The organism is Lebetimonas sp. JH292 (assembly GCF_000523275.1).
GTDB lineage: Bacteria > Campylobacterota > Campylobacteria > Campylobacterales > Nautiliaceae > Lebetimonas.
In genome coordinates this window covers 625,854-647,500 of record NZ_ATHQ01000001.1, presented here as the reverse complement: position 1 = coordinate 647,500, position 21,647 = coordinate 625,854, and the positions used below count along the sequence as shown (strand labels likewise).

Here is a 21,647-nt window from a genome sequence, read left to right as displayed (position 1 = left end):
CGTACCCAAAAAGATACCGGTGGGACTAAGCTAAGACCTTGTGAGTAGCTCGGGACACGTGTTATCCTGAGTGAAGATGGGAGGACCACCTTCCAAGGCTAAATACTCCTGCCAGACCGATAGTGCACAAGTACCGTGAGGGAAAGGTGAAAAGAACCCCAGTGAGGGGAGTGAAATAGAACCTGAAACCGTTTGCCTACAATCATTCGGAGCCCTATTGTCTTCGGACAAGGGTGACGGACTGCCTTTTGCATAATGAGCCTGCGAGTTGTGGTTACTGGCGAGGTTAACCCGAGAGGGGGAGCCGAAGCGAAAGCGAGTCAGTAGCTGCAGACCCGAAGCTGAGTGATCTATCCATGGGCAGGTTGAAGCGGGTGTAAGAGCCCGTGGAGGACCGAACCGGTAGGCGTTGAAAAGCCTTCGGATGACCTGTGGATAGGGGTGAAAGGCCAATCAAACTCAGTGATAGCTGGTTCTCTCCGAAATGCATTTAGGTGCAGCGTTAAGAGGTAGCCATAGGGGGTAGAGCACTGATAGGGCTAGGGCGGCCCACAGCTGTACCAAACCCTGTCAAACTCCGAATACCTATGGTGTAATCTTAGCAGTGAGGCGTAGGGTGATAAAATCCTATGTCGAGAGGGGAACAACCCAGACTACCGACTAAGGTCCCAAAGTTAAACTTAAGTGGAAAAGGAGGTTTTCCTGCTTAAACAACCAGGAGGTTGGCTTAGAAGCAGCCATCCTTTAAAGAAAGCGTAACAGCTCACTGGTCGAGCGGGGAGGCGCCGAAAATATAACGGGGCTAAAAGTTTACACCGAAGTCGTAGATTCTTACTTTGTAAGAGTGGTAGGAGAGCGTTGATGACAGCGTAGAAGCCGTACCGGTAAGGAGCGGTGGAGCCTCATCAAGTGAGCATGCAGGCATGAGTAGCGATAAAATGGGTGAGAATCCCATTCGCCGAAAGCCCAAGGTTTCCTACACGATGTTCGTCAGTGTAGGGTTAGTCGGGGCCTAAGATGAGGCCGAAAGGCGTAGTCGATGGGGAAACGGTTAATATTCCGTTACCTACTAACAATGAGCCGAAGGGGGGACGCTTGGGGTTAACCGAGGTCACTGATGGAATAGTGGTTCGAAGGGTGTAGGGTGAAGAGTAGGCAAATCCGCTCTTCAATAGCCCGAGACCCGACAGGCCTCCAAAGCTCTTCGGAGCGGAGGGGGAATCGGAGATGCCCTGAGCCGAGAAAAGCCTCTAAGGCGATTGAGTTGTTAGTAGCCCGTACCGTAAACCGACACAGGTGGGCGGGATGAGTATTCTAAGGCGCGTGGAAGAACCCTCTCTAAGGAACTCGGCAAACTGACACCGTAACTTCGGGATAAGGTGTGCCCCGAGTAGGTGAAGGGACTTGCTCCTGGAGCCGAAAGGGGTCGCAGCACAGCGCTCTTGTCGACTGTTTACCAAAAACACAGCACTCTGCTAACTCGTAAGAGGAGGTATAGGGTGTGACGCCTGCCCGGTGCCGGAAGGTTAAGGGGATCCGTTAGCCCTCGGGCGAAGCGGTGAACTGAAGCCCCGGTAAACGGCGGCCGTAACTATAACGGTCCTAAGGTAGCGAAATTCCTTGTCGGTTAAATACCGACCTGCATGAATGGCGTAACGAATGAGGGGCTGTCTCAGAGAGGGATCCAGTGAAATTGTAGTGGAGGTGAAAATTCCTCCTACCCGCGGCAAGACGGAAAGACCCCGTGGACCTTTACTACAGCTTGGCATTGTAGGTGGGATATCCATGTGCAGGATAGGTGGGAGGCTGAGAAGCCAGGGCGCCAGCTCTGGTGGAGCCGATCTTGAGATACCACCCTTGGATATCCTGCCTACTAACCCGCAGGAGTAATCCTTCTGGGGGACAGTGCCTGGCGGGTAGTTTGACTGGGGCGGTCGCCTCCTAAAGAGTAACGGAGGCTCACAAAGGTTGGCTCAAGGCGGTTGGAAATCGTCTGAAGAGTGTAAAGGCACAAGCCAGCCTGACTGCGAGAGAGACACCTCGAGCAGAGACGAAAGTCGGTCTTAGTGATCCGGTGGTTCTGAGTGGAAGGGCCATCGCTCAAAGGATAAAAGGTACCCCGGGGATAACAGGCTGATCTCCCCCGAGAGCTCACATCGACGGGGAGGTTTGGCACCTCGATGTCGGCTCATCGCATCCTGGGGCTGGAGCAGGTCCCAAGGGTATGGCTGTTCGCCATTTAAAGCGGTACGCGAGCTGGGTTCAGAACGTCGTGAGACAGTTCGGTCCCTATCTGCCGTGGGCGCAGGAAGGTTGAGGAGAGCTAACCCTAGTACGAGAGGACCGGGTTGGACGAGCCACTGGTGTACCAGTTGTCCTGCCAAGGGCAGCGCTGGGTAGCCAAGCTCGGAAGGGATAACCGCTGAAAGCATCTAAGCGGGAAGCCCACTCCAAGATGAGCCTTCCCATGAGGGTGCAGGAAGACTACCTGCTTGATAGGCTGGGGGTGTAAGCCCTGCAAGGGGTTGAGCTGACCAGTACTAATAACCCGAATGGCTTTTAAGCGGACGTGAGACAAGACTTTTAACAGCTAATTTTTAATTTATAAGATAATATATTTAAGCTTAGTGGGCAAAGCGGAGGGGAAACACCCTGAACCATTCCGAACCAGGAAGTTAAGCCCTCCAGCGCTGATGATACTGCACCCTGCGGGTGTGGGAAAGTAGGTCCTTGCTAAGCTTTAATATGTTATCTTCTTTATCATTAATCCTTTTTTATTATTTATTTATTATTATTTGGGTCTGGCACCTTTGATATACAGAGTATAATATTCATTATCTCCTTTATATATATTGTTTATTTATAGCTCCTTTGCTTATCTTTTAATTTATTTATATTAATTATTCATTCTTTTATATTAAATTTATTAAAATGGCATAAAATGTAGATTCAAACTTCTGTCGATTATCCATAAAATGGATAAAAAAATTGTTATATAAATTATAATTTTGATATATTTTGCTTTTTCTAAAATATTAACGAGCAAAAAAAAAGAGACCGTTCATAATTCCGTGTCAGCTGAGGAAATTATATCATAACTTTAAAGCATCATCCAGTCTTCCCTCAAAGAAAATTGCCAGTTGAGAGAGTGTAAGATTCCAGTTTTTAATAGGCATAGTCCATTTTTTCTCTGCATTTTGTATACCCATATAGAGTAATTTCAGTAAGCTGTTTTCATTTGGAAAAGCGCCTTTAGTTTTGGTTAATTTCCTAAATTGTCTATGAACCGATTCAATAATATTGGTTGTATAAATTACTTTTCTTATAGGTTTTGGATATTTAAAATAATTAGATAAATTATTCCACTTGTTTCTCCAGGATTTAATGACTATAGGATATTTATCTCCCCATTTTTCTTCAATATTGTCAAGTTCAGTTTCAGCCTGTTCTTTGGATATTGCCTGATATACTTTTTTTAAATCTTTCATAAACTCTTTTTTATCTTTAGAAGCTACATATTTTAATGAATTCCTAACCTGATGAATTATACATAACTGAACCTCTGTTTTTGGAAATATTGAATTAATGGCTTCCGGAAATCCTTTAAGTCCATCTATACTTGCAATAAGTATATCCTCTACTCCTCTGTTATTTAAATCTGTTAAAACCTGAAGCCAGAAATTTGCTCCTTCACTTTCACTTAAATAAAGTCCTAAAATTTCTTTTTTTCCTCTTATATTAATTCCCAATATAGTATAAACCGCTTTATTTACATATTTCCCATCTTCTTTGATTTTATAATGAATTGCATCCATAAATACAAATGGATATATATTCTCTAAAGGTCTTGATTGCCACTCTTTGATTTTTGGTATTATTTTATCCGTTATTGCATTTATTGTAGCTGATGAAATAGAAATTTGATAAAGCTCTTCAATATGTGATTTTATATCTTTGTAGCTCATTCCAAGTGCATATAATGATAATATCTTCTCTTCTATTTCATCACTTATCGTTGTTTGATGTTTTTTTATTATTTGAGGCTCAAATCTACCCTCTCTATCTCTTGGAGTAGCTAATTCAAATTCTCCAGATGTTGATTTTAACTGTTTTTCTGTTATAACCGTTTCTTCTATTTCTTTTACCTTCTAAAACTTCATCTGCAATATGAGATTCTATTTCTGCTTCAAGTGCAGCTTCTACCAATTCTTTAATTAATGGAGCTAATACTCCATCTTTCCCACCTATCTTTTTACCTGCTAATAAATCTTTTACTGCTTTGTCAAAATTAAATTTCTCCATGTCAGTCCTGTCTTCTTTAGTATTTTACCTTGACTGACACGGAATTGCTAACACTCTCTCCGAAAACAACTTTAATAAAATTTATATTTTCCACATTCATTTCTTTTAACGCATTGGCAAATCCGAATCCGTGTATAAATCCAAATAAAAAAGCAAGTAACCACTCTTTTTTTATCCAAAAATATAAGTTATTTAATGCCACAAATAATATTGTACAAGCAATCAATACTTCTGTTAAATTTTCAGGTGGATTTACAATATTAAACATACTTAAACTTAACGTAATAGAATGAGAAATTGTAAACGCAGTTGCAATTTCAATTATTTCTATTAAGCTTTTTTTTAAAGGTTTGTTTTTTAATAATACAGCTATTATTAACATCAATAAAAAAAATATATGGTCAATGCCTTCTAAAATATGAAAAATCCCTTCTTTTAAAAAAGCTAAAAATTCATTTTGATTATTTTTTAAAATATAACGTTTTTTATTAGGATTAAATACTATAATTTTTGTTAAATTTTTTTCAATAATTTTCATAATGCCCTGTTGTGTTTTGTCTATATCAAAAAACATATCAAAATATATTTTATTAATGTTATTGCATTTTAAATTGAAATAATTATTCACTATAACTTCGTTTTTTATTTTCGTAGAAAGAGGATTTATTTTGCAGTTATCTATTTTTATGTGATTTAAAATATATGATTGAATTTCTTTTTTTGAGATATTTTCTTTATGCAGTGCTTTTTGTATATTAAAAATAGCAAATCTCATATATAAAGTAGGTATGGTTTTATTTAAATCCAGTGTCATTTTTGTAATATTAAGAGGATGAGCATTAAGAAAAACGGTGAATAATAAAATTAAAATTTTTTTTATCATCTTTTTGTATAATTTTAGTTTTATGGAATAAAAATTGCTTTTTATTTATAAGAAGGAAAAAAATGTTCAATGACAAAAACATATTAATAACAGGCGGTACCGGAAGTTTTGGTAAAAAATATACAGAAATAATCTTAAAAAATTATAAACCTAACAAAATTATTATTTACAGCAGGGATGAGCTTAAACAGTATGAAATGGCTCAGGTTTTTAATGAAAAATGTATGAGATATTTTATAGGTGACGTAAGGGATAAAAACAGGCTTAAAAAAGCAATGGAAGATGTGGATTATGTGATTCATGCAGCGGCTCTTAAACATGTTCCGGTTGCCGAATATAATCCGATGGAATGTATAAAAACAAATATAAATGGTGCTGAAAATGTAATAGAATGTGCAATTGAAAACGAAGTAGAAAAGATAATAGCCCTCTCAACTGATAAAGCGGCTGCCCCAATTAATTTATACGGTGCCACAAAACTGGCGAGTGATAAGCTTTTTATTGCTGCAAATAATTTAGTAGGTAAAAGAAAAACAAGGTTTGCCGTTGTGAGATACGGTAATGTAATAGGCTCACGCGGAAGTGTGGTTCCATTTTTTGTAAAATTGATAAAACAGGGCAGAAAAAAGCTTCCTATTACCCACAAGGATATGACAAGGTTTTTAATTACGCTTGAGCAGGGTGTGAAATTTGTTTTAAAAAATTTCGAAAGAATGCACGGCGGAGAAATATTTGTTCCCAAAATTCCTTCAATGAAAATGACTGATTTAGCAAAAGCATTATGTCCTGAATGTGAATTGGAAGAAATTGGAATAAGACCTGGTGAAAAATTACATGAAGTAATGATTACCAAAAATGACAGGTGCATTGAGTTTAACGACCATTTTGTAATAAAGCCTACAATTCAATTTCATACTCCGGTTGATTACAGCGTTAATAATTTAGGGGAAAAAGGAGAGGAAAAAGATATCGGTTTTGAATATTCTTCCGATAATAATGACTGGTGGTTAAACAGTGAAGAATTTTTAAAATTAGCCAAGGAATTTATTTAATGAAAAGAATACCTTATTCAAGACAGTTTATTGATGAAAATGACAAAAAAGCTATTTTAGAAACTCTTGAAAGTGATTTTTTAACAACAGGACCAAAAATAAAAGAATTTGAAGAAGCTTTATGTAAATATACAGGGGCTAAATATGCTGTGGCTGTCAGTAACGGAACGGCGGCGCTTCACATATCAAGTCTGATTTTACTAAACAAAGGTGATTTGGTTTTAACCACTCCGAATTCATTTGTGGCTACAAGTAATTCTATTCTTTATGCCGGGGCTATTCCGCTGTTTATAGATATAAAAGAGAATGGAAATATAGATTTGGATAAATGTATAGAAATTATAAACCAGTTTGGAAACAGAATAAAAGCCGTATATGCTGTTCATCTTTCCGGAAACCCTGTTGATATGGAAAAATTAGTGTATATCAAAAAAAATTATCCTTATATAAAAATTTTAGAAGATGCTTCGCATGCGATAGGGGCAACTTATAGATGGAAAATGGAAAATGGAAAATGGAAAATTAATAAAATTGGAGATTGTCAAATAAGTGATATAACAACATTTTCATTTCATCCAGTAAAAAATATAACTACAGCTGAAGGCGGAGCGATTTTGACAAATAATGAAGAAATTTACAAAAAAGCACTTATTCTTAGAAATCACGGAATTGTTAGAATGGAAAATGGAAAATGGAAAATGGAAAATGAAGATATGGCTTATGATAAAAAAGGCAATTTAAATCCGTGGTATTATGAAATGAAAGAGCTTGGTTTTAACTATAGAATTACAGATATGCAGTGTGCTCTTGGCTTAAGTCAGCTTAAAAAACTTGATAAGTTTATACAAAAAAAACACTATCTTGCTAAGAGATATGATAAAGCTTTTGAAAATTCAATAATTAAGCCGCTTTATAAATTCAATGAATTTTCAGCTTATCATTTATACGTTGTAAGGGTTGATTTCAGTAAACTTGATATTACAAAAGCCGAGCTTTTTTATAAATTAAGAAAAGCTGGAATTTTTTTGCAGCTTCATTATATTCCTATAAACAAACAGCCTTATTATAAAAAGCTTGGGTACGGTAGTGAAAATCTGCCAAAGATGTACAAATATTATGAAGAGGCTTTTTCAATCCCTCTTTATTATTCTCTGAGTGAAAAAGAGCAGGATTATGTGATTGAAAAACTATTTGAGGCTCTTAAATGAATATATGTATAATACCGGCAAGAGGCGGCAGTAAAAGGATACCTAAAAAAAATATAAAATCTTTTTGTGGTAAACCGTTAATTGTTTATTCGATAGAAACGGCTAAAAAAAGTAATTTGTTTGAAAAAACAGTTGTTTCAACCGACAGTGAAGAAATAGCTGAAATTAGTAAAAAATACGGAGCCCAAATACTTTATAGACCAAAAGAGTTATCAGATGATTATACTTCAAGTGTTGATGTGTTCGAACATGCAATAAACAAACTTAACAAAGAAAAAAAATATAAATATGCCTGTATGATTTATCCAACAGCCCCTTTTTTAGAAGTTAAGTATTTAAAAGAAGGGTTTGAAAAATTAAAAAATTCAGATGTATGTTATTCTTTTTCTGCTACAACATATGATTTTCCCATATGGAGGGGATTTGAAATAAATCATGATAAAGCAAAAATGTTTTTTCCTGAATTTATGGAAAAAAGAAGTCAGGATTTAAAAGAAGCTTTCCATGATGCCGGACAGTTTTACTGGAAAAAAATAAATTGCACTGAAAAATTTAAATTTGACGGAAATATTCCGATAATTATTCCAAGATATTTAGCCCAGGATATTGATACAATTGAGGATTTTATAAGAGCTGAAATGATGTATAAGGCTTATTGTGATTATAAGAATTGATTTTTCAAGTGAAATTGGACTTGGACATTTAAAAAGAATAGAAGCTTTTGTAAAAAAATACAATATAAAAAATTCTGTAATTATTTGTAAAGAATGCAATGAAAAACTAACTTCTTTACCAGTTGTGAAAATAAAAGATGAAAAAGAGTTTTTTAAAGAAGAAAAAAAATTAAATCCACAAAAAGTAATTGTTGATAATTACAATTTTACTTATGAAAATGAAAAAGAGTTTAAAAAATTATTTCCTGAAATTAAGCTAATAGTATTTGACGACTTATACTATAGACACTATGCAGATGAAGTAATAAATGTAAATTTATACGCCAAAAAAGAAAAATACATTGGTAAAATCCCGCCTTTTTGCAAAGTTACAATACTTCCCCCGCTAATCAGGGAAGAATTTCAAAAAGCAAAAAAGAAAAAAGATAAAAAAGAAGGGATTTTTATCTCTTTTGGAGGAACTGATGCTAAGGGAATCGGACTTAAGGTTTTAAAAGAGTTAAAAAAACTGAAATTTCCTGTAAATTTTTATACAACAAGCTCTAATAAAAATTTAATTAAACTAAAAAGATTTTGCCAAGTAAATAAATGGTGCAAACTGCATATTGACGAAAATGTGGCTAAGGGAATGGCAAAAAGTAAATTTGCAATAATTACGCCAAGCACTATCTCGTGGGAAGCTATTCATATGAATTTACCTTTTATTGCTATTGAAATAGCCGATAATCAAAAAGAAATAGCCAAATATTTAAAAGAAAAAAGAATTTCTGTCTTAAAAATAAGGGATATAAGGAAAATTGGTGAAAAGCTTCGTAGATTTAACATTGGATGAAAAAAAAGAAGTTTTAAAGTGGAGAAACCATCCAGAAATCAGGAAATGGATGTTTGATAAGAATGAAATTTCTTTAAAAAATCATTTAGAATTTATTGAAAAACTAAAAAACGATAAATCAAGACTATATTTTAAAGTAAATGATTTAGGAGTGATAAATTTTAAAATAAATAAAAACTCAGCAGAAATAGGAATTCATAAAAATCCTGAAAAAAAAGGTGTTGGAAAAATTTTAATTAAAAAAATTATTGATTATGGCTTTAATATGTTAAATTTAAATAAACTTATACTTTATGTATATGAAGATAATCTAAAAGCTATAAATTTATACAAAAAATATGGATTTAAAGAGACTGATAAAAAAAATAACTTAATAAAAATGGAGCTTGAAAATGAAAATAGGAAAAATTGATACAAAAGACAAAGTTTTTATAATAGCTGAGCTTAGTGCAAATCATAACCATTCTTTACAAACGGCAGAAGATACAATATATGCAGCAAAAGAAAGCGGAGCTGATGCAATAAAACTTCAAACTTATACTCCTGATTCTCTTACAATTGATTGTAAAAAAGATGATTTTTTAATTAAAGGCGGGCTTTGGGATGGGAAAAATTTGTATGAATTATATAAAGTTGCAATGACTCCACTTGAGTGGCATGAGGAACTTTTTAACTATGCAAGAAGTTTAGATTTAGAAGTATTTAGTTCACCTTTTAGCAAAAAAGATGTTGATTTTTTAAAACAGTTTAATCCTCCTGCTTATAAAATAGCTTCATTTGAAATTACTGATTATGAATTTGTAGATTATGTGGCAAGTCAAAAAAAACCAATAATAATTTCTCAACCGGTATTGCAGAATTTGAAGATATTCAAAATGCCATAAATTCAGCCAAAAAATATAATATTGATATTGCCCTTTTAAAATGCACATCAGCCTATCCCGCACCAAGAAGCGAAGTAAATCTAAAAACAATTCCTGCAATGAAAGAGATATTTAACTGCGAAATAGGTTTTTCAGACCATACTCTTGGTATTTCAGCTCCCATAGCGGCTGTTACGCTTGGAGCAAGAATAGTTGAAAAACACTTTATTTTAGATAAATCTATTGATTCTCCAGACAGGGCATTTAGTCTAACTCCAAAAGAATTTAAAGAGATGGTTAAAACTGTAAGAGAAGTTGAAGAAATGATTGGAGAGGTAGATTTTAAACCAAAAAAAGGAAGAGAATTTGCAAGAAGTTTATATGTTGTAAAAGATATTAAAAAAGGTGAAAAATTCACCCGTGAAAATATACGCTCAATCCGTCCGGGATATGGACTTCATCCAAAATATCTGCCTCAAATTCTTGGAAAAAAGGCATGCAAGGATTTGGAAAGAGGGGAAAGACTTAGTTGGGAAGTTATTGGATGATGTTATTTATTAGTAAATCTGAATTTACTTCCATTTGATCTAAAATTTCAGTATTTGGTTTTAATTTAAATTCTGTTGCTTTTTTTACCAAATTTAATAGCTCTTCTTTATTGTTTGTCCAATACATTAAATTATTATCAATCTGCCATTTATCGTAATGGCTTATAAAACTTCTTGTTGAAATTGTCTGAGTGCCAAGAAAACAGCTTTCAGTATTTATTGTTCCGCCACCTCCAATGAATAAATCAGCGTCTTTTAATAAATGCTGAAGAAAAATTTTTTCTTCTATCACATAAGCAAAAGGAAACTCTTTTTTTAGATAGTTACTTTCATATCTTGGAATTATTATAATATTTGCATTAAATTTTTTATAAATTTCTGGAATTGCTTCATATAAAAAAGGATATTTTTTATTTACATAACTTGATTTATACTCTTCTTCTCTTATAACTATTGTAAATTTATTTCTATTTATGTTGTATTTATTATAAAAACTTTCAATATATTTTTTATCAAATTTAAATTTTTTAAGCCAAATTAAAGGATCAATAAAATTATATTCAATAATTTGTTCTTTTTCTAATCCCAATCTTAAATAAATTTCATCTGGTATAATAAATGGTTTAAATATTTTAGTGGATAATGGAATAGAGAGTTTTATTTGGGGAAGGGCTGATTTTAAATTTGTTGTATGACCTTTAATTGGCATATCATAAAAGTTAATAACTTCAATACCTAATCCAAATCCAACTCTGCTACTGTCAACTACGCTTCCACTTACGATTTTTTCGATAGAGTATTTTTTTATTACATCGATTAATTGTAATTGTCTTTGTATACTGGCTTTTAATTTGTTTTCTAAATCTGCGCCTCCAAATTCTCCAATAGAAATATAATTTATTTTATATAAATCTAAAATTTTATTAAGCTCTGAATATCCTTTTCCTCCTCGGGAAGTTACAATTACAGTATGGTTTTTTTTTAATTTTTTTATTATAGGTATAAAAAAAAGTGCCCATTTTGACATATCCAAATCAAAAAGTATATTCATAATTGCTCTTTAAAATATTTAATGGTTTTTTTTAATCCTTCATTAAAAGATATTTTTGGTTGCCAATTTAAAAGTTTTTTAGCTTTTTTAATATCAGGTTTTCTAACTTTTGGATCATCTTCCATTTTATTTAAAAATTTAATTTTACTTTTCGGGTTTGTTAAGTTTATTATTTTTTCAGCAACTTCTATTATTGAATATTCTTCAGGATTTCCAATATTTATAGGGCCGTTTTCATTTGAATTCATCATTTTAATAAGTCCATTTACTAAATCATCCACATAACAAAAACTTCTTGTTTGTTTACCGTCTCCATAAATAGTGATATCTTTATTTGTCAATGCCTGAACTATAAAATTGCTAATTACCCTACCATCATCCGCTCTCATATGTGGTCCATAAGTATTAAAAATTCTGACTATTTTTACATTAATGTTTTTTTCTCTTTTAAAATTACTACATAATGTTTCTGCACATCTTTTTCCTTCATCATAACATGCTCTTGGTCCTATGGTATTTACATTTCCGAAATATTCTTCCGTTTGAGGATGAACTTCAGGATCACCATAAATTTCACTGGTAGAGGCCTGAAGAAATTTTGCATTATATTTATAAGCTAATTCTAATAAATTTAAAGTACCAATTACAGAAATTTTTGTTGTGTAAATTGGATATTTAAAATATTGTTTAGGAGAAGCAGGACAAGCTAAATTGTATATTTCATCAACTTTTATATCAATTGGATTAATAATGTCATTTTTAATAAATTTATAATTTTTGTGATTATAGATATTATTTTTCTGGCCTGTGAGTAAATTGTCAATACAAATTACTTCATTATTCTCTTCAAGTAGTTTTTTGCATAAATGGCTTCCTATAAAACCGGCTCCGCCTGCTATTAAAATTTTTTTCAATCTATTTCCTTTTATGGTAAATGAGTTTTTTTCTTAAGTTTTGTCTTTTTTTGTCTTTTATAAAAATTTAACATTTTTTTTGCTATTTGAATTTTTTTGATAAATGGAGCGTTTATTTCTAACAACTATATTTTTAAATATAATTTAAAAATATTAAAATCATAAATTTGCTTTGTAGTAAATTCTAAATATAAATCATATGGATTTTCAAAAAATCTTTTTTCTATATTAATTTTATCTAAATAGTATTTCTTTATTTTATGTAATATATAATCTCTGTAAAATTTATCTTTTAAAGTATCAGAATTATTACATGCAAATAAATTGTCTCCATGTATTCTGTATTCACTTAATTCTTTATCAATGAAAAACATTTCTGTCATTAAATTAGATATAAAAACAATAACATCATCAGCTCTGATTTTAAAAAATTTTTCATAAGGAATTGGAAAAATTTGGTTTGCCAGTTTTTTTGATATTGAAATATTAGATGTAGTGCTTCCTGCAAAAAAAGTTAAATAATAAACTAAAAACATATTATATCCTCCATATGGATAATATGGACCTTTATAAGCAGTATTTCCAATTAATTTATAATCATTAACTATATATTCATAACCTTTTTCATATATTTCTTTAATTTTTTTAAGTTTATTTGGTAGAAATTTATCATCACTATCTAAAAAACAAATTATTTCCCCATTGCAATGTTTAAAACCTTCATTAAATGCGCTTGCCTGCCCTCCATTTTTTTTAAATATAGGTTTAATTCTTTTATCTTTATTAGCATATTTTTCAATTATTTCTTTTGAATTGTCACTGCTTCCGTCATCAACAATAATAATTTCAAAATTCTGATATGTTTGATCTAAAACACTTTCGGTACATTCTGATAAAAATTTTCCATAATTATAATTATCTATTAAAACTGAAATTAGCATAAAAAACCTTTTCAATAAAATTTGATTCTATATTTTTTAAAATATCTATTTGAAAAGCTTTTGCAATTCTTAATCTCTTATCTTTAATTTTTATACTATGTCCTTGTCTTAAAGGGAATGTTTCTGGCCAAACATCAATAATCCATCCATATACATGCGGATTAATTTGGCCTGTAAAAATAAATCTATTTTCATCTATATTATATTTTTTAAGTTTTTTCTTAATGCTTTCTTGATTTCCTTCTCCACAGGCTAAATAGATTGTGTTTGGATTTTCTTTCATAATTTCAGCAATGACTTTTAAATATTCATCGCTGTCTATTTTAATTAGTCTTCCGATAGTTCCTAAAATAACAGTATCTTTTCCATATTTTTTTAAAAATTCTTCTTTAATTTTTTTACTTTCTATTTTGCAATATTCAGGCCCTATTAAAAATTCTTTTGCCATTGGAACATTAAAAATTTTCCATTCTTGATTTTTGCATTCTTGTTCAAAATGCGAAATTCTTAAATCAATATTTTCAATTTTGCTTGTGCAGTTTCCATGAGACCAAAAAATTTGCTTAGGTGCTGAACGAGTTGAAAAAAGAAAATTTGGAATATCATATCCAAAACCTGAAACTAAAATATCAATTTTATCTTTTAAAATTTGCTCTCTTAAATCAAGAGCTTTTGGCAAATGTTTGTAATAATATCCCTCTTTATAAAATTTAAATTGAGGAGTATAAACTTCAATACCTATTTCTTTAAGTTTAATAACCCATTCTTCTTCATCAGGGTTTTTATCTACATAATTCATAGAATAAACAAATATTTCATAATTATTTTTAAATTCTTCATTTTGCATTAATGCTTTCCATAATGAATATTCTACTATTAAAGGAGAAGTGGTAACTAATCTGTCTATTAAAAAACCTATTCTTTTCTTTTTGTTATTATAAGTTTGCGGTGGTTTTGGCAGATTGTTTTTTTCACCCCAATTTTTATAATATTGACTTAAAGGCTTTTCTACGATTTCATTAAATTTTTCCCAGTCTTTTATAGTCTGGGTGGAATTTCCATAAAAATGGTAAAAATAAAAATGTATATACATTATATCTTCTATTAAATCTTTTGTAATGGCATAATCAAGTAAATTTTTAAAAATAGGAAGTTGCTCAAGCCAAAAAGGTTTTACAAAAATATTTTTATTATGCCAAACAGCTAAAATATTTACAAAGACATTCCTTCTTGTCTGTTCATTTAGTGAAAAAAAGTAATTTGGGTTTAATATGTCTTTTAACGTTTCTAAAAAAATTTCTTTTGTAAGTGAAGGTGTTTTTTGAAAAAAATCAAGAGCGTAAAAAACATCTTTTATATCATGTTTAAAATGAAGTGATCTAAATAGATAATCTTCTAAAGCATTTTTGCTTGAATTAAACATTTCTAAAATAAACAATACATTATTTATTATACCTTTTTCAGCATTTAATGCATTTGGATAATAATTTTTTAAAGCTTCAATATTTTTTTCTAAAAACTTATTATATTTAAATTTTATGTTTTTTACTTTATCATAATAATTTATATAAGCATTTGAAGGCAAATCGCCTTTTTTTAATAAATTTATAATATTTTCTCTTATTTTTTTCATTATTTTTATACTTTTTTTGAAAAATTATATCAAAAAAATATTTTATCGGCCGATATATATCCAAGATGGCAAGGAAGCCATCATAAAATTAAAAGGAGTTAAAAATGAGTTTTAGAATCAGAACAAATGTAGCGGCTCTTAATGCGCATGCTGCAGAAATGGTAACAAACAGAAATTTAAATGATTCTCTTGAAAAATTAAGCACAGGGCTTAGAATAAACAAAGCAGCAGACGACGCATCAGGTCTTCAGATTGCGGATTCTTTAAGAGATCAGGCTGACAGTTTAGGTCAGGCTATTAGAAATGCCAATGATGCCGTCGGCGTTATGCAAATTGCCGACAAAGCAATGGATGAACAGGTAAAAATTCTTAATACAATTAAAGTAAAAGCCACTCAGGCCGCACAGGACGGACAGACAACAGATACAAGAAAAGCGCTTCAGGAAGATATTACAAGATTAATGGAAGAGCTTGATAATATTGCTCAAACAACATCTTATAACGGTAAAAAACTCTTAAGCGGTAGTTTTACCAATCAAAAATTCCAAATCGGTGCTTATTCAAATGAAACAATAACAGCAAGTATAGGTGCCACATCTTCAGACAAAATAGGAAACACAAGATTTGAAACAACTGCGTATGTTGCTGTTTCAGCAGGGGCAAATTCATTAAAAGATGTAGCTTTAAAATTTAAATCAGTAGACGGGAAAAGAGATATTACATTAGAAGATGTAAAAATATCAACAAGTGCCGGAACAGGTATAGGGGTGCTTGCGGAAGTTATCAATAAAAACTCTAATTTAACTGGTGTCAGGGCTTCATGGAAGGTACAGGGAACAGGCTCAAGTGAGATTAGTTCCGGTACTGTTCACGGATTAAAAATAAACGGTGTGGAAATAGGTGACCTTACTGTTCAAAAAGCAGACAGTGACGGAACATTGGTTAATGCAATTAATGCGGTAAAAGACCAAACCGGTGTGGAAGCATATGTAGACGAGCAGGGAAGATTAAATCTAAGAAGTTTGGACGGTAGGGCAATTAAGGTTTCTACCACATCAGCATCAACAGTATTAGGAAACGGAAGTTTTAACAAAGCTTCAGGAACAGATACAATTGTCGGAAGGCTTACTTTTGTAAGACTTGATGCAAGGGATATTAAAATCAGTGGAACAAATGCTTCTTTGGTTGGTGTAACAAGTAAAATGGCTCAGGCCACTATTAATTTAAGAACAATCAAAAACAGATTTAATACGACTCAGGCAAGTGCTATTGGAGCAAATGCTAACTCATTAATAGCTACAGATAATGCAAGCGGAATAGGCGCAGGGGTTACAACTCTAAAAGGTGCTATGGCTGTTATGAATATTTCAGACAGTGCAGCTAAATTACTTGATAAAATCAGAGGTGATATTGGTTCTGTACAAAATCAATTAGTAAGTACAATTAACAACATTTCAGTAACACAAGTAAATGTAAAAGCGGCTGAATCTCAAATTAGAGATGTAGATTTTGCAGCTGAGACTGCTAATTTCAAAAAATGGAATTTATTGGCACAATCAGGAAGTTATGCATTGTCTCAGGCTAATGCTTCTCAACAAAATGTAATGAGACTTTTACAATAATTTCTACGGCTTTTTAAAGGCTTTTTGCCTTTTTCTTTATTTTTAATTTTCCATTATTCACCGTGGCCGCTTTTCAAGCAGCTAGGTGAACTGCTCATTTGCGCTCATTTTCCGTTCTCCATTTTACATTTTAACTTTTCGGAATAGCTTTTGCTTCTTTTTTTTAAAATATTAAGGAGAAGCATATGGGCTTTAGAATAAATACAAACATTGCTGCATTAAATGCACATGCGGCAGCTGTGGCCAACAACAGGGAACTTAGCGATTCTTTGGAAAAACTTTCAACTGGACTTAGAATAAACAAAGCTGCGGATGACGCATCAGGTCTTCAGATTGCAGATTCTTTGAGAGATCAGGCTGACAGTTTAGGTCAGGCTATTAGAAATGCCAATGATGCCGTCGGCGTTATGCAAATTGCCGACAAAGCAATGGACGAACAGGTAAAAATTCTTGATACAATTAAAGTAAAAGCCACTCAGGCCGCACAGGACGGACAGACAACAGATACAAGAAAAGCGCTTCAGGAAGATATTACAAGATTAATGGAAGAGCTTGATAATATCGCAGCTACAACATCTTATAACGGTAAAAAACTCTTAAGCGGTAGTTTTACCAATCAAAAATTCCAAATAGGTGCTTATTCAAATGAAACAGTTCAGGCGAGTATAGGTGCCACATCTTCAGACAAAATAGGAAACACAAGATTTGAAACAACTGCGGATGTTGCTGTTTCTACTGCTTCCAATTCACTTAATAGCTATAAATTAACATTTAAATCAGCAGACGGAAGAAGAGATATACAATTAGAAACAGTAAAAGTATCAACAAGTGCAGGAACAGGAATAGGAGTACTTGCGGAAGTTATAAATAAAAACTCTGATTTAACAGGAGTCAGGGCATCATGGCAGGTACATGGAACAGGTTCAAGTGAAATACAAGCAGGCACCGTTCACGGATTAAAAATAAACGGGGTTGAAATAGGTGATCTTACTGTTCAAAAAGCAGACAGTGACGGAACATTGGTTAATGCAATTAATGCGGTAAAAGATGAAACCGGTGTGGAAGCTTATATAGATCATGAAGGCAGACTTAATCTAAGAAGTTTGGACGGTAGGGCAATTCAGGTTTCTACTACATCAGGCTCTTCAATACTTGGAGGGGGAAGTTTTGCAAATGCATCGGCATCAGATACAATTGTCGGAAGGCTTACATTAACAAGATTAGATGCAAGAGATATTAAAATTACCGGAACAGGTATTTCAAAAATAGGTATTACCAGTAACATGGCCGAGGCCACTATTAATTTAAGAACTATTAAAGGCTCTTTCAGTGCAGATCAGGCAAGTGCCATTGGAGCAAATGCAAATTCTGTGGTAGGAGCGGATAATGCAAGCGGAATAGGCGCAGGAGTTACAACACTAAAAGGTGCTATGGCTGTTATGGATATTGCCGAGAGTGCACAAAAACTTCTTGATAAAGTAAGAGCAGATATAGGTTCTGTACAAAATCAGTTGGTTAGTACAATAAACAATATTTCCGTAACACAGGTAAATGTAAAAGCGGCTGAATCTCAAATCAGAGATGTAGATTTTGCAGCTGAAACAGCTAATTTCCAAAAACATAATCTTTTAGCACAATCAGGAAGTTTTGCCTTGTCTCAGGCTAACGCAGTACAGCAGAATGTATTGAAATTGTTACAATAATTAGAAAAATCAATAAGATTTTTCTTTTTTTAATTCTTTTTCTACAAAAGGAAGGGCTCTTTTTACAACAACTATTTGTGCGTTTATGCTTCCTGCTAAATTAAAAAGCCATTCTCTGTGATTCATTATCCAGTCTATTAATTTTGCTTTTTTTTCAATGTCGGTTTTTGGATTTTGAACCTGAATTTTAGCAAGGTCTGTTTCCTTGTTTATCAGATATGGAACCATAGTTTCCCCATAGCACTGCATAAAAGTTTTTGATTCGATTTTTTCTTTTATTTTATCAATTTTATCAGAGAGTCTGTTTAATTTTTTAAAATCTATCTTTTCAAGATGATTGTTTTTGTTTAATTCCACCAGTTCGTCAAAACATTTAGCTACTTCAATAAACACTTTTTCAATGTCTGATTTTGTTTTTTCTCCTATTTTAATCATCTTCAATGTTTTATTGTATGCTTTTTGTAGATTTTTAATATAACCGTCAATTCTCGGTTTTCTAAGTTTTATTTTTGATTTTGGAATTTTTTTGACATATTTTTTAATAACTTCGCTAAAAGGCATTTCTATACTGCCTTCTATTCTTGCCCCTCCTTCAGTTGCATTAATAGTTAAAATTCCTTCAAGGTTTGTTTCATATATATCTTTTTCAAAAAAGTTTTTAAACATAAGCCATGTTTTTGACGTTCTGATTACCCCGTTTCCCCCGTATTTCGTGACATATTCATCGGTTTCTTTGTATTCTATCTCTTTTTCCCCGTATACATGTCCTTTTGCATGACTTGTTCCATCTTCACTGTAAGCCAAATCCTGTCCAATTAAAACAATTTTTTTAAATCCAAGCATATAAGCAAGTTCATAAGCCATATTAGCAGCACTCATTCCAACACCTAAATATCCGTATTTTTTAAGATTTAGGAATCTGTTATATTGAAAACCTCTCATAGAAAGAATTTTTGGCCCGTATGAATTTTTTAAAACATTTTCATGTTGAAGCGATGCATGGATTGTGATAAATTTTTCCTGAAATTCTTTTGATGTATTGTCAAAAAATTTAGCTGTTTCCTTTACCCTTTCCAGACTTGTTACAAAATCCGGAATAATGCCCCATTTTTCAAGTATGGGCATAGAAGCGTCCACGCTGATAATACTCACATAATTTTGTATTTCTTTAAGCAGGGGCAGCTGTTTTGTAAGAGAAGGTCCGGTTGAGACAATAATTGCGATATCCGAATTTTTTTTTCCTTTAATCGACTGAATCGGCGGGTTTTTGAGCATTTCAGGCATATTTTTTATAGAATGCTCTATTCCTATCAATGTATCTATTGTGTCATTACCAAAATTAATAACGGCTTGTTTTATTGCCCTTGTAAATAACTGATTTATATCAATAATGTCTTTTTTATATAATTTTTCATAATATTTTGTGTTAATTTGTAATTCATATGTTTTGACAAAAAGAATAATATCCGGATGGGTCATTATTTTTATTGCTTCCGGATAATTGAACTGGGCTGATTTATAAAGGATTAATCTGTTTTCTTCAATCTCTTTTGAAAAATCTATTAAATTTAAAACAATAAATAAAATTTGAGTGTCCGGTTCAATAACTACTATTTTTTTTCTTATGGGGTTGTCAAGCAGTAATTTTATTAAAATACCGTTTCCTGTCCCATAAAAAAATAAAACAGGATATCTTAAATATTTTTGATCAAATATTTTTTTTTGTGATTCAATTTCATCTAATGGTTTGGTTTCATAAAGCGGAAGTTTTTTTTCTTTATCTATTAAGTTTATGTTTGCCGGGTCATCCCCTTGTTGGAATATTTCAAATTTGGTATTTTTAAATCCAAAAAGTTCTGTTGCTAAATTTGGATTTTGATTAAATAAAGCTTTTATGTTTTTTTCAAAGATTGGAGACATTTTTTTCCTTTTTTGATATATTTAAGCTTATATCGGTATTTTTGATAAAATTATAACAAAGGAGAGCATATGTTTTTTAAGAAGAAAAAAAGCAATATCAAACTTGCAAAAGACCCTTTTCCGGATTATAACGACGTAAATACAAGAATAATTATCGATATAAGAGGTCCGGAAGATGTCGAATTTTATGGGAAACTGCCCAATTCAAAAAATATACCTTTTGATGAATATTTTGCAAGTAAACTTATGATGCTTGATAAAAGTAAAAAATATGCGATTATGGACGACAGAGGAATATTAACTGATTTAAAAAAGGCGGTTGAAATTGCAAAAAACACGGGTCTTGATGCTGTAGGGCTCAGAGGGGGTTTTTTTTATATAACAGAAGTACTTAATATTAAACCAATTAAAGGGGAAGAATGAAAGTATATGGAATAAAAACATGTGGAAGTGTTAAAAAGGCTTTAAAATTTTTTAATGACAGGAATATTGGATATGAGTTTCATGATTTTAAAAAAGAACCTGTTGGATGTGATAAAGTAAAGGAATGGCTTAAAAAAGTTGATATTAATACTCTTTTTAATAAAAGGGGTACAAAATACAGACAGCTTAAATTAAAAGAATTAAACCTTGACGATGAAGCGATGTTAGAGTGGTTATGTAAAGAAAATCTGCTTATTAAAAGGCCGGTAATTGAATTGGGTAACGGTGAAGTTGTTGTAGGATTTGATGAAGAAAAATATAAGGAAATTTTTGAATGAATATTGAAATTTTAACCATAAGTGTGGGAGTCGGTGCAGCCATCGGATATGTGACTAATTATGTTGCAATAAAACTTCTTTTTAGACCTTATAAACCAGTTAAACTAAAAAATATCCTTATTTTCCCCCAGGGGGTTATTCCAAGAGAAAAAAACACACTGGCAAAAAAGGTTGGCGCTGTTGTAAAAAATTACATATTAAGCGAAGAGGAAATAAAAAAAATTGTAACAAATAAAGGGGTAAAAAAAGAGATTGAAATTTTTTTGGAAGGAGAAATAGAAAAATTTCTCTCACAGGATATAACGGAGCTTACCCCAAAAGACGAACTTGCCAAAAATCTTGGAACATGGATAGATAATTTGATAAAATCAAAATTTCCGATGCTCGGCTCTTTTATAGATGCATCTACCATTGAAAGATTATTGAGTGAGGTCAATCTCGGAATAAAACTTAATAAATTTGTAAATAAAGAAAAGGTAAAAAACAAGCTTTTAAACGAAATATATGTTTTTATGGAATGTGAACTGCCCAAAATTTTAATAAAAGCTAATATTGAAAAAATTGTGGAAGATAAAATAAATTCATTTGATGAAAAAAAATTAGAAGATATGCTGTTTGTTTTAATGAAAAAGCATTTTGGGTTTATTAATTTTGCAGGAGCCGTTCTCGGCGCTATTATAGGCTTTGTTCAATATTTTGTTATTCAAATGTAATTTTGTTTTAGCATAATTCCACAAAAA

Annotated in this window: 16 protein-coding genes, 2 rRNA genes and 2 pseudogenes (1 of these 20 only partly in view); 13 read left to right on the top strand and 7 right to left on the bottom strand. The window is 32.0% G+C overall.

The features are described from left to right. Positions 1-2,565, top strand: a 23S ribosomal RNA gene (locus DZ64_RS0103855) (it extends 322 nt beyond the left edge of the window). Positions 2,566-2,623: 58 nt separating this feature from the next. Next, positions 2,624-2,739: ribosomal RNA gene (rrf, locus tag DZ64_RS0103850) — 5S ribosomal RNA — on the top strand. A gap of 353 nt (positions 2,740-3,092) precedes the next feature. Here the strand turns inward: rrf and DZ64_RS10605 are convergent. Next, a pseudogene (locus DZ64_RS10605) lies at positions 3,093-4,302 on the bottom strand (IS256 family transposase). Positions 4,303-4,318: 16 nt separating this feature from the next. Beyond that, positions 4,319-5,185, bottom strand: coding sequence for a HupE/UreJ family protein (locus DZ64_RS0103840; RefSeq protein WP_024789500.1), 867 nt, complete (start codon positions 5,183-5,185; stop codon positions 4,319-4,321). A gap of 62 nt (positions 5,186-5,247) precedes the next feature. Here DZ64_RS0103840 and pseB point away from each other — a divergent pair, with 62 nt between their 5' ends. The 6 genes and pseudogenes from pseB to pseI all read left to right on the top strand — a co-directional run bounded on the left by pseB (position 5,248) and on the right by pseI (position 10,362). Then, the gene (gene pseB / locus DZ64_RS0103835) at positions 5,248-6,237 is read left to right on the top strand and encodes a UDP-N-acetylglucosamine 4,6-dehydratase (inverting) (protein WP_024789499.1); all 990 of its coding nucleotides are present in this window, start codon (positions 5,248-5,250) and stop codon (positions 6,235-6,237) included. After that, positions 6,237-7,445 (top strand): UDP-4-amino-4,6-dideoxy-N-acetyl-beta-L-altrosamine transaminase, encoded by a 1,209-nt coding sequence (gene pseC, locus DZ64_RS0103830; protein WP_024787307.1) that lies wholly within the window; start codon positions 6,237-6,239, stop codon positions 7,443-7,445. The genes pseB and pseC overlap by 1 nt, the downstream gene beginning before the upstream one ends. Next, positions 7,442-8,119, top strand: a complete 678-nt coding sequence (gene pseF / locus DZ64_RS0103825) for a pseudaminic acid cytidylyltransferase (protein ID WP_024789498.1) — start codon at positions 7,442-7,444, stop codon at positions 8,117-8,119. The genes pseC and pseF overlap by 4 nt, the downstream gene beginning before the upstream one ends. Continuing rightward, a complete protein-coding gene (gene pseG / locus DZ64_RS0103820; protein WP_024789497.1) occupies positions 8,103-8,951 on the top strand; it encodes a UDP-2,4-diacetamido-2,4,6-trideoxy-beta-L-altropyranose hydrolase in 849 nt (282 codons plus the stop codon). The genes pseF and pseG overlap by 17 nt, the downstream gene beginning before the upstream one ends. Next, positions 8,920-9,363: a UDP-4-amino-4,6-dideoxy-N-acetyl-beta-L-altrosamine N-acetyltransferase gene (gene pseH, locus DZ64_RS0103815; protein WP_024789496.1), complete on the top strand. Its 444-nt coding sequence runs from the start codon at positions 8,920-8,922 to the stop codon at positions 9,361-9,363. Before pseG ends, pseH begins: the two co-directional genes overlap by 32 nt. Beyond that, positions 9,344-10,362 (top strand): annotated as a pseudogene (gene pseI, locus DZ64_RS14005) (pseudaminic acid synthase). Before pseH ends, pseI begins: the two are co-directional and overlap by 20 nt. Here pseI and DZ64_RS0103805 read toward each other — a convergent pair. The 4 genes from DZ64_RS0103805 to DZ64_RS10595 form a co-directional block, all read right to left on the bottom strand. Then, positions 10,352-11,413 (bottom strand): DUF354 domain-containing protein, encoded by a 1,062-nt coding sequence (locus DZ64_RS0103805; RefSeq protein WP_035003100.1) that lies wholly within the window; start codon positions 11,411-11,413, stop codon positions 10,352-10,354. The pseudogene pseI and the gene DZ64_RS0103805 sit on opposite strands and share 11 nt — an antisense overlap. Beyond that, complete coding sequence (locus DZ64_RS0103800) at positions 11,410-12,327, bottom strand: UDP-glucuronic acid decarboxylase family protein (RefSeq protein ID WP_024789495.1); 918 nt, start codon at positions 12,325-12,327, stop codon at positions 11,410-11,412. The genes DZ64_RS0103805 and DZ64_RS0103800 overlap by 4 nt, the downstream gene beginning before the upstream one ends. A 125-nt stretch (positions 12,328-12,452) precedes the next feature. Further along, positions 12,453-13,268, bottom strand: a complete 816-nt coding sequence (locus DZ64_RS0103795) for a glycosyltransferase family 2 protein (RefSeq protein WP_024789494.1) — start codon at positions 13,266-13,268, stop codon at positions 12,453-12,455. Continuing rightward, the gene (locus tag DZ64_RS10595; protein WP_024789493.1) at positions 13,243-14,901 is read right to left on the bottom strand and encodes a hypothetical protein; all 1,659 of its coding nucleotides are present in this window, start codon (positions 14,899-14,901) and stop codon (positions 13,243-13,245) included. The genes DZ64_RS0103795 and DZ64_RS10595 overlap by 26 nt, the downstream gene beginning before the upstream one ends. 104 nt (positions 14,902-15,005) lie before the next feature. On the opposite strand from DZ64_RS10595, the gene DZ64_RS0103785 reads away from it, so the two are divergent. Both DZ64_RS0103785 and DZ64_RS0103775 read left to right on the top strand, forming a co-directional pair. After that, positions 15,006-16,523 carry a flagellin A gene (locus tag DZ64_RS0103785; protein WP_024789492.1) on the top strand — a complete coding sequence of 506 codons (1,518 nt, stop codon included), beginning with the start codon at positions 15,006-15,008 and terminating at the stop codon, positions 16,521-16,523. Between the two features lie 185 nt (positions 16,524-16,708). Continuing rightward, positions 16,709-18,226 (top strand): flagellin A, encoded by a 1,518-nt coding sequence (locus DZ64_RS0103775; RefSeq protein WP_024789491.1) that lies wholly within the window; start codon positions 16,709-16,711, stop codon positions 18,224-18,226. 9 nt (positions 18,227-18,235) lie between these two features. Here DZ64_RS0103775 and DZ64_RS0103770 read toward each other — a convergent pair whose 3' ends face one another. Continuing rightward, positions 18,236-20,146 carry a motility associated factor glycosyltransferase family protein gene (locus tag DZ64_RS0103770; RefSeq protein ID WP_024789490.1) on the bottom strand — a complete coding sequence of 637 codons (1,911 nt, stop codon included), beginning with the start codon at positions 20,144-20,146 and terminating at the stop codon, positions 18,236-18,238. Positions 20,147-20,215: 69 nt separating this feature from the next. Here DZ64_RS0103770 and DZ64_RS0103765 point away from each other — a divergent pair, with 69 nt between their 5' ends. From DZ64_RS0103765 to DZ64_RS0103755, 3 genes are read left to right on the top strand one after another with little or no spacing between them, the layout of a single operon-like run. After that, positions 20,216-20,569 (top strand): rhodanese-like domain-containing protein, encoded by a 354-nt coding sequence (locus DZ64_RS0103765; protein WP_024787295.1) that lies wholly within the window; start codon positions 20,216-20,218, stop codon positions 20,567-20,569. Further along, positions 20,566-20,907: an arsenate reductase family protein gene (locus DZ64_RS0103760; RefSeq protein ID WP_024787294.1), complete on the top strand. Its 342-nt coding sequence runs from the start codon at positions 20,566-20,568 to the stop codon at positions 20,905-20,907. Before DZ64_RS0103765 ends, DZ64_RS0103760 begins: the two co-directional genes overlap by 4 nt. Beyond that, entirely contained in the window at positions 20,904-21,620 is a 717-nt protein-coding gene (locus DZ64_RS0103755) for a DUF445 domain-containing protein (protein WP_024789489.1), read from the top strand. The genes DZ64_RS0103760 and DZ64_RS0103755 overlap by 4 nt, the downstream gene beginning before the upstream one ends. The last annotated feature ends 27 nt before the right edge of the window (positions 21,621-21,647 follow it).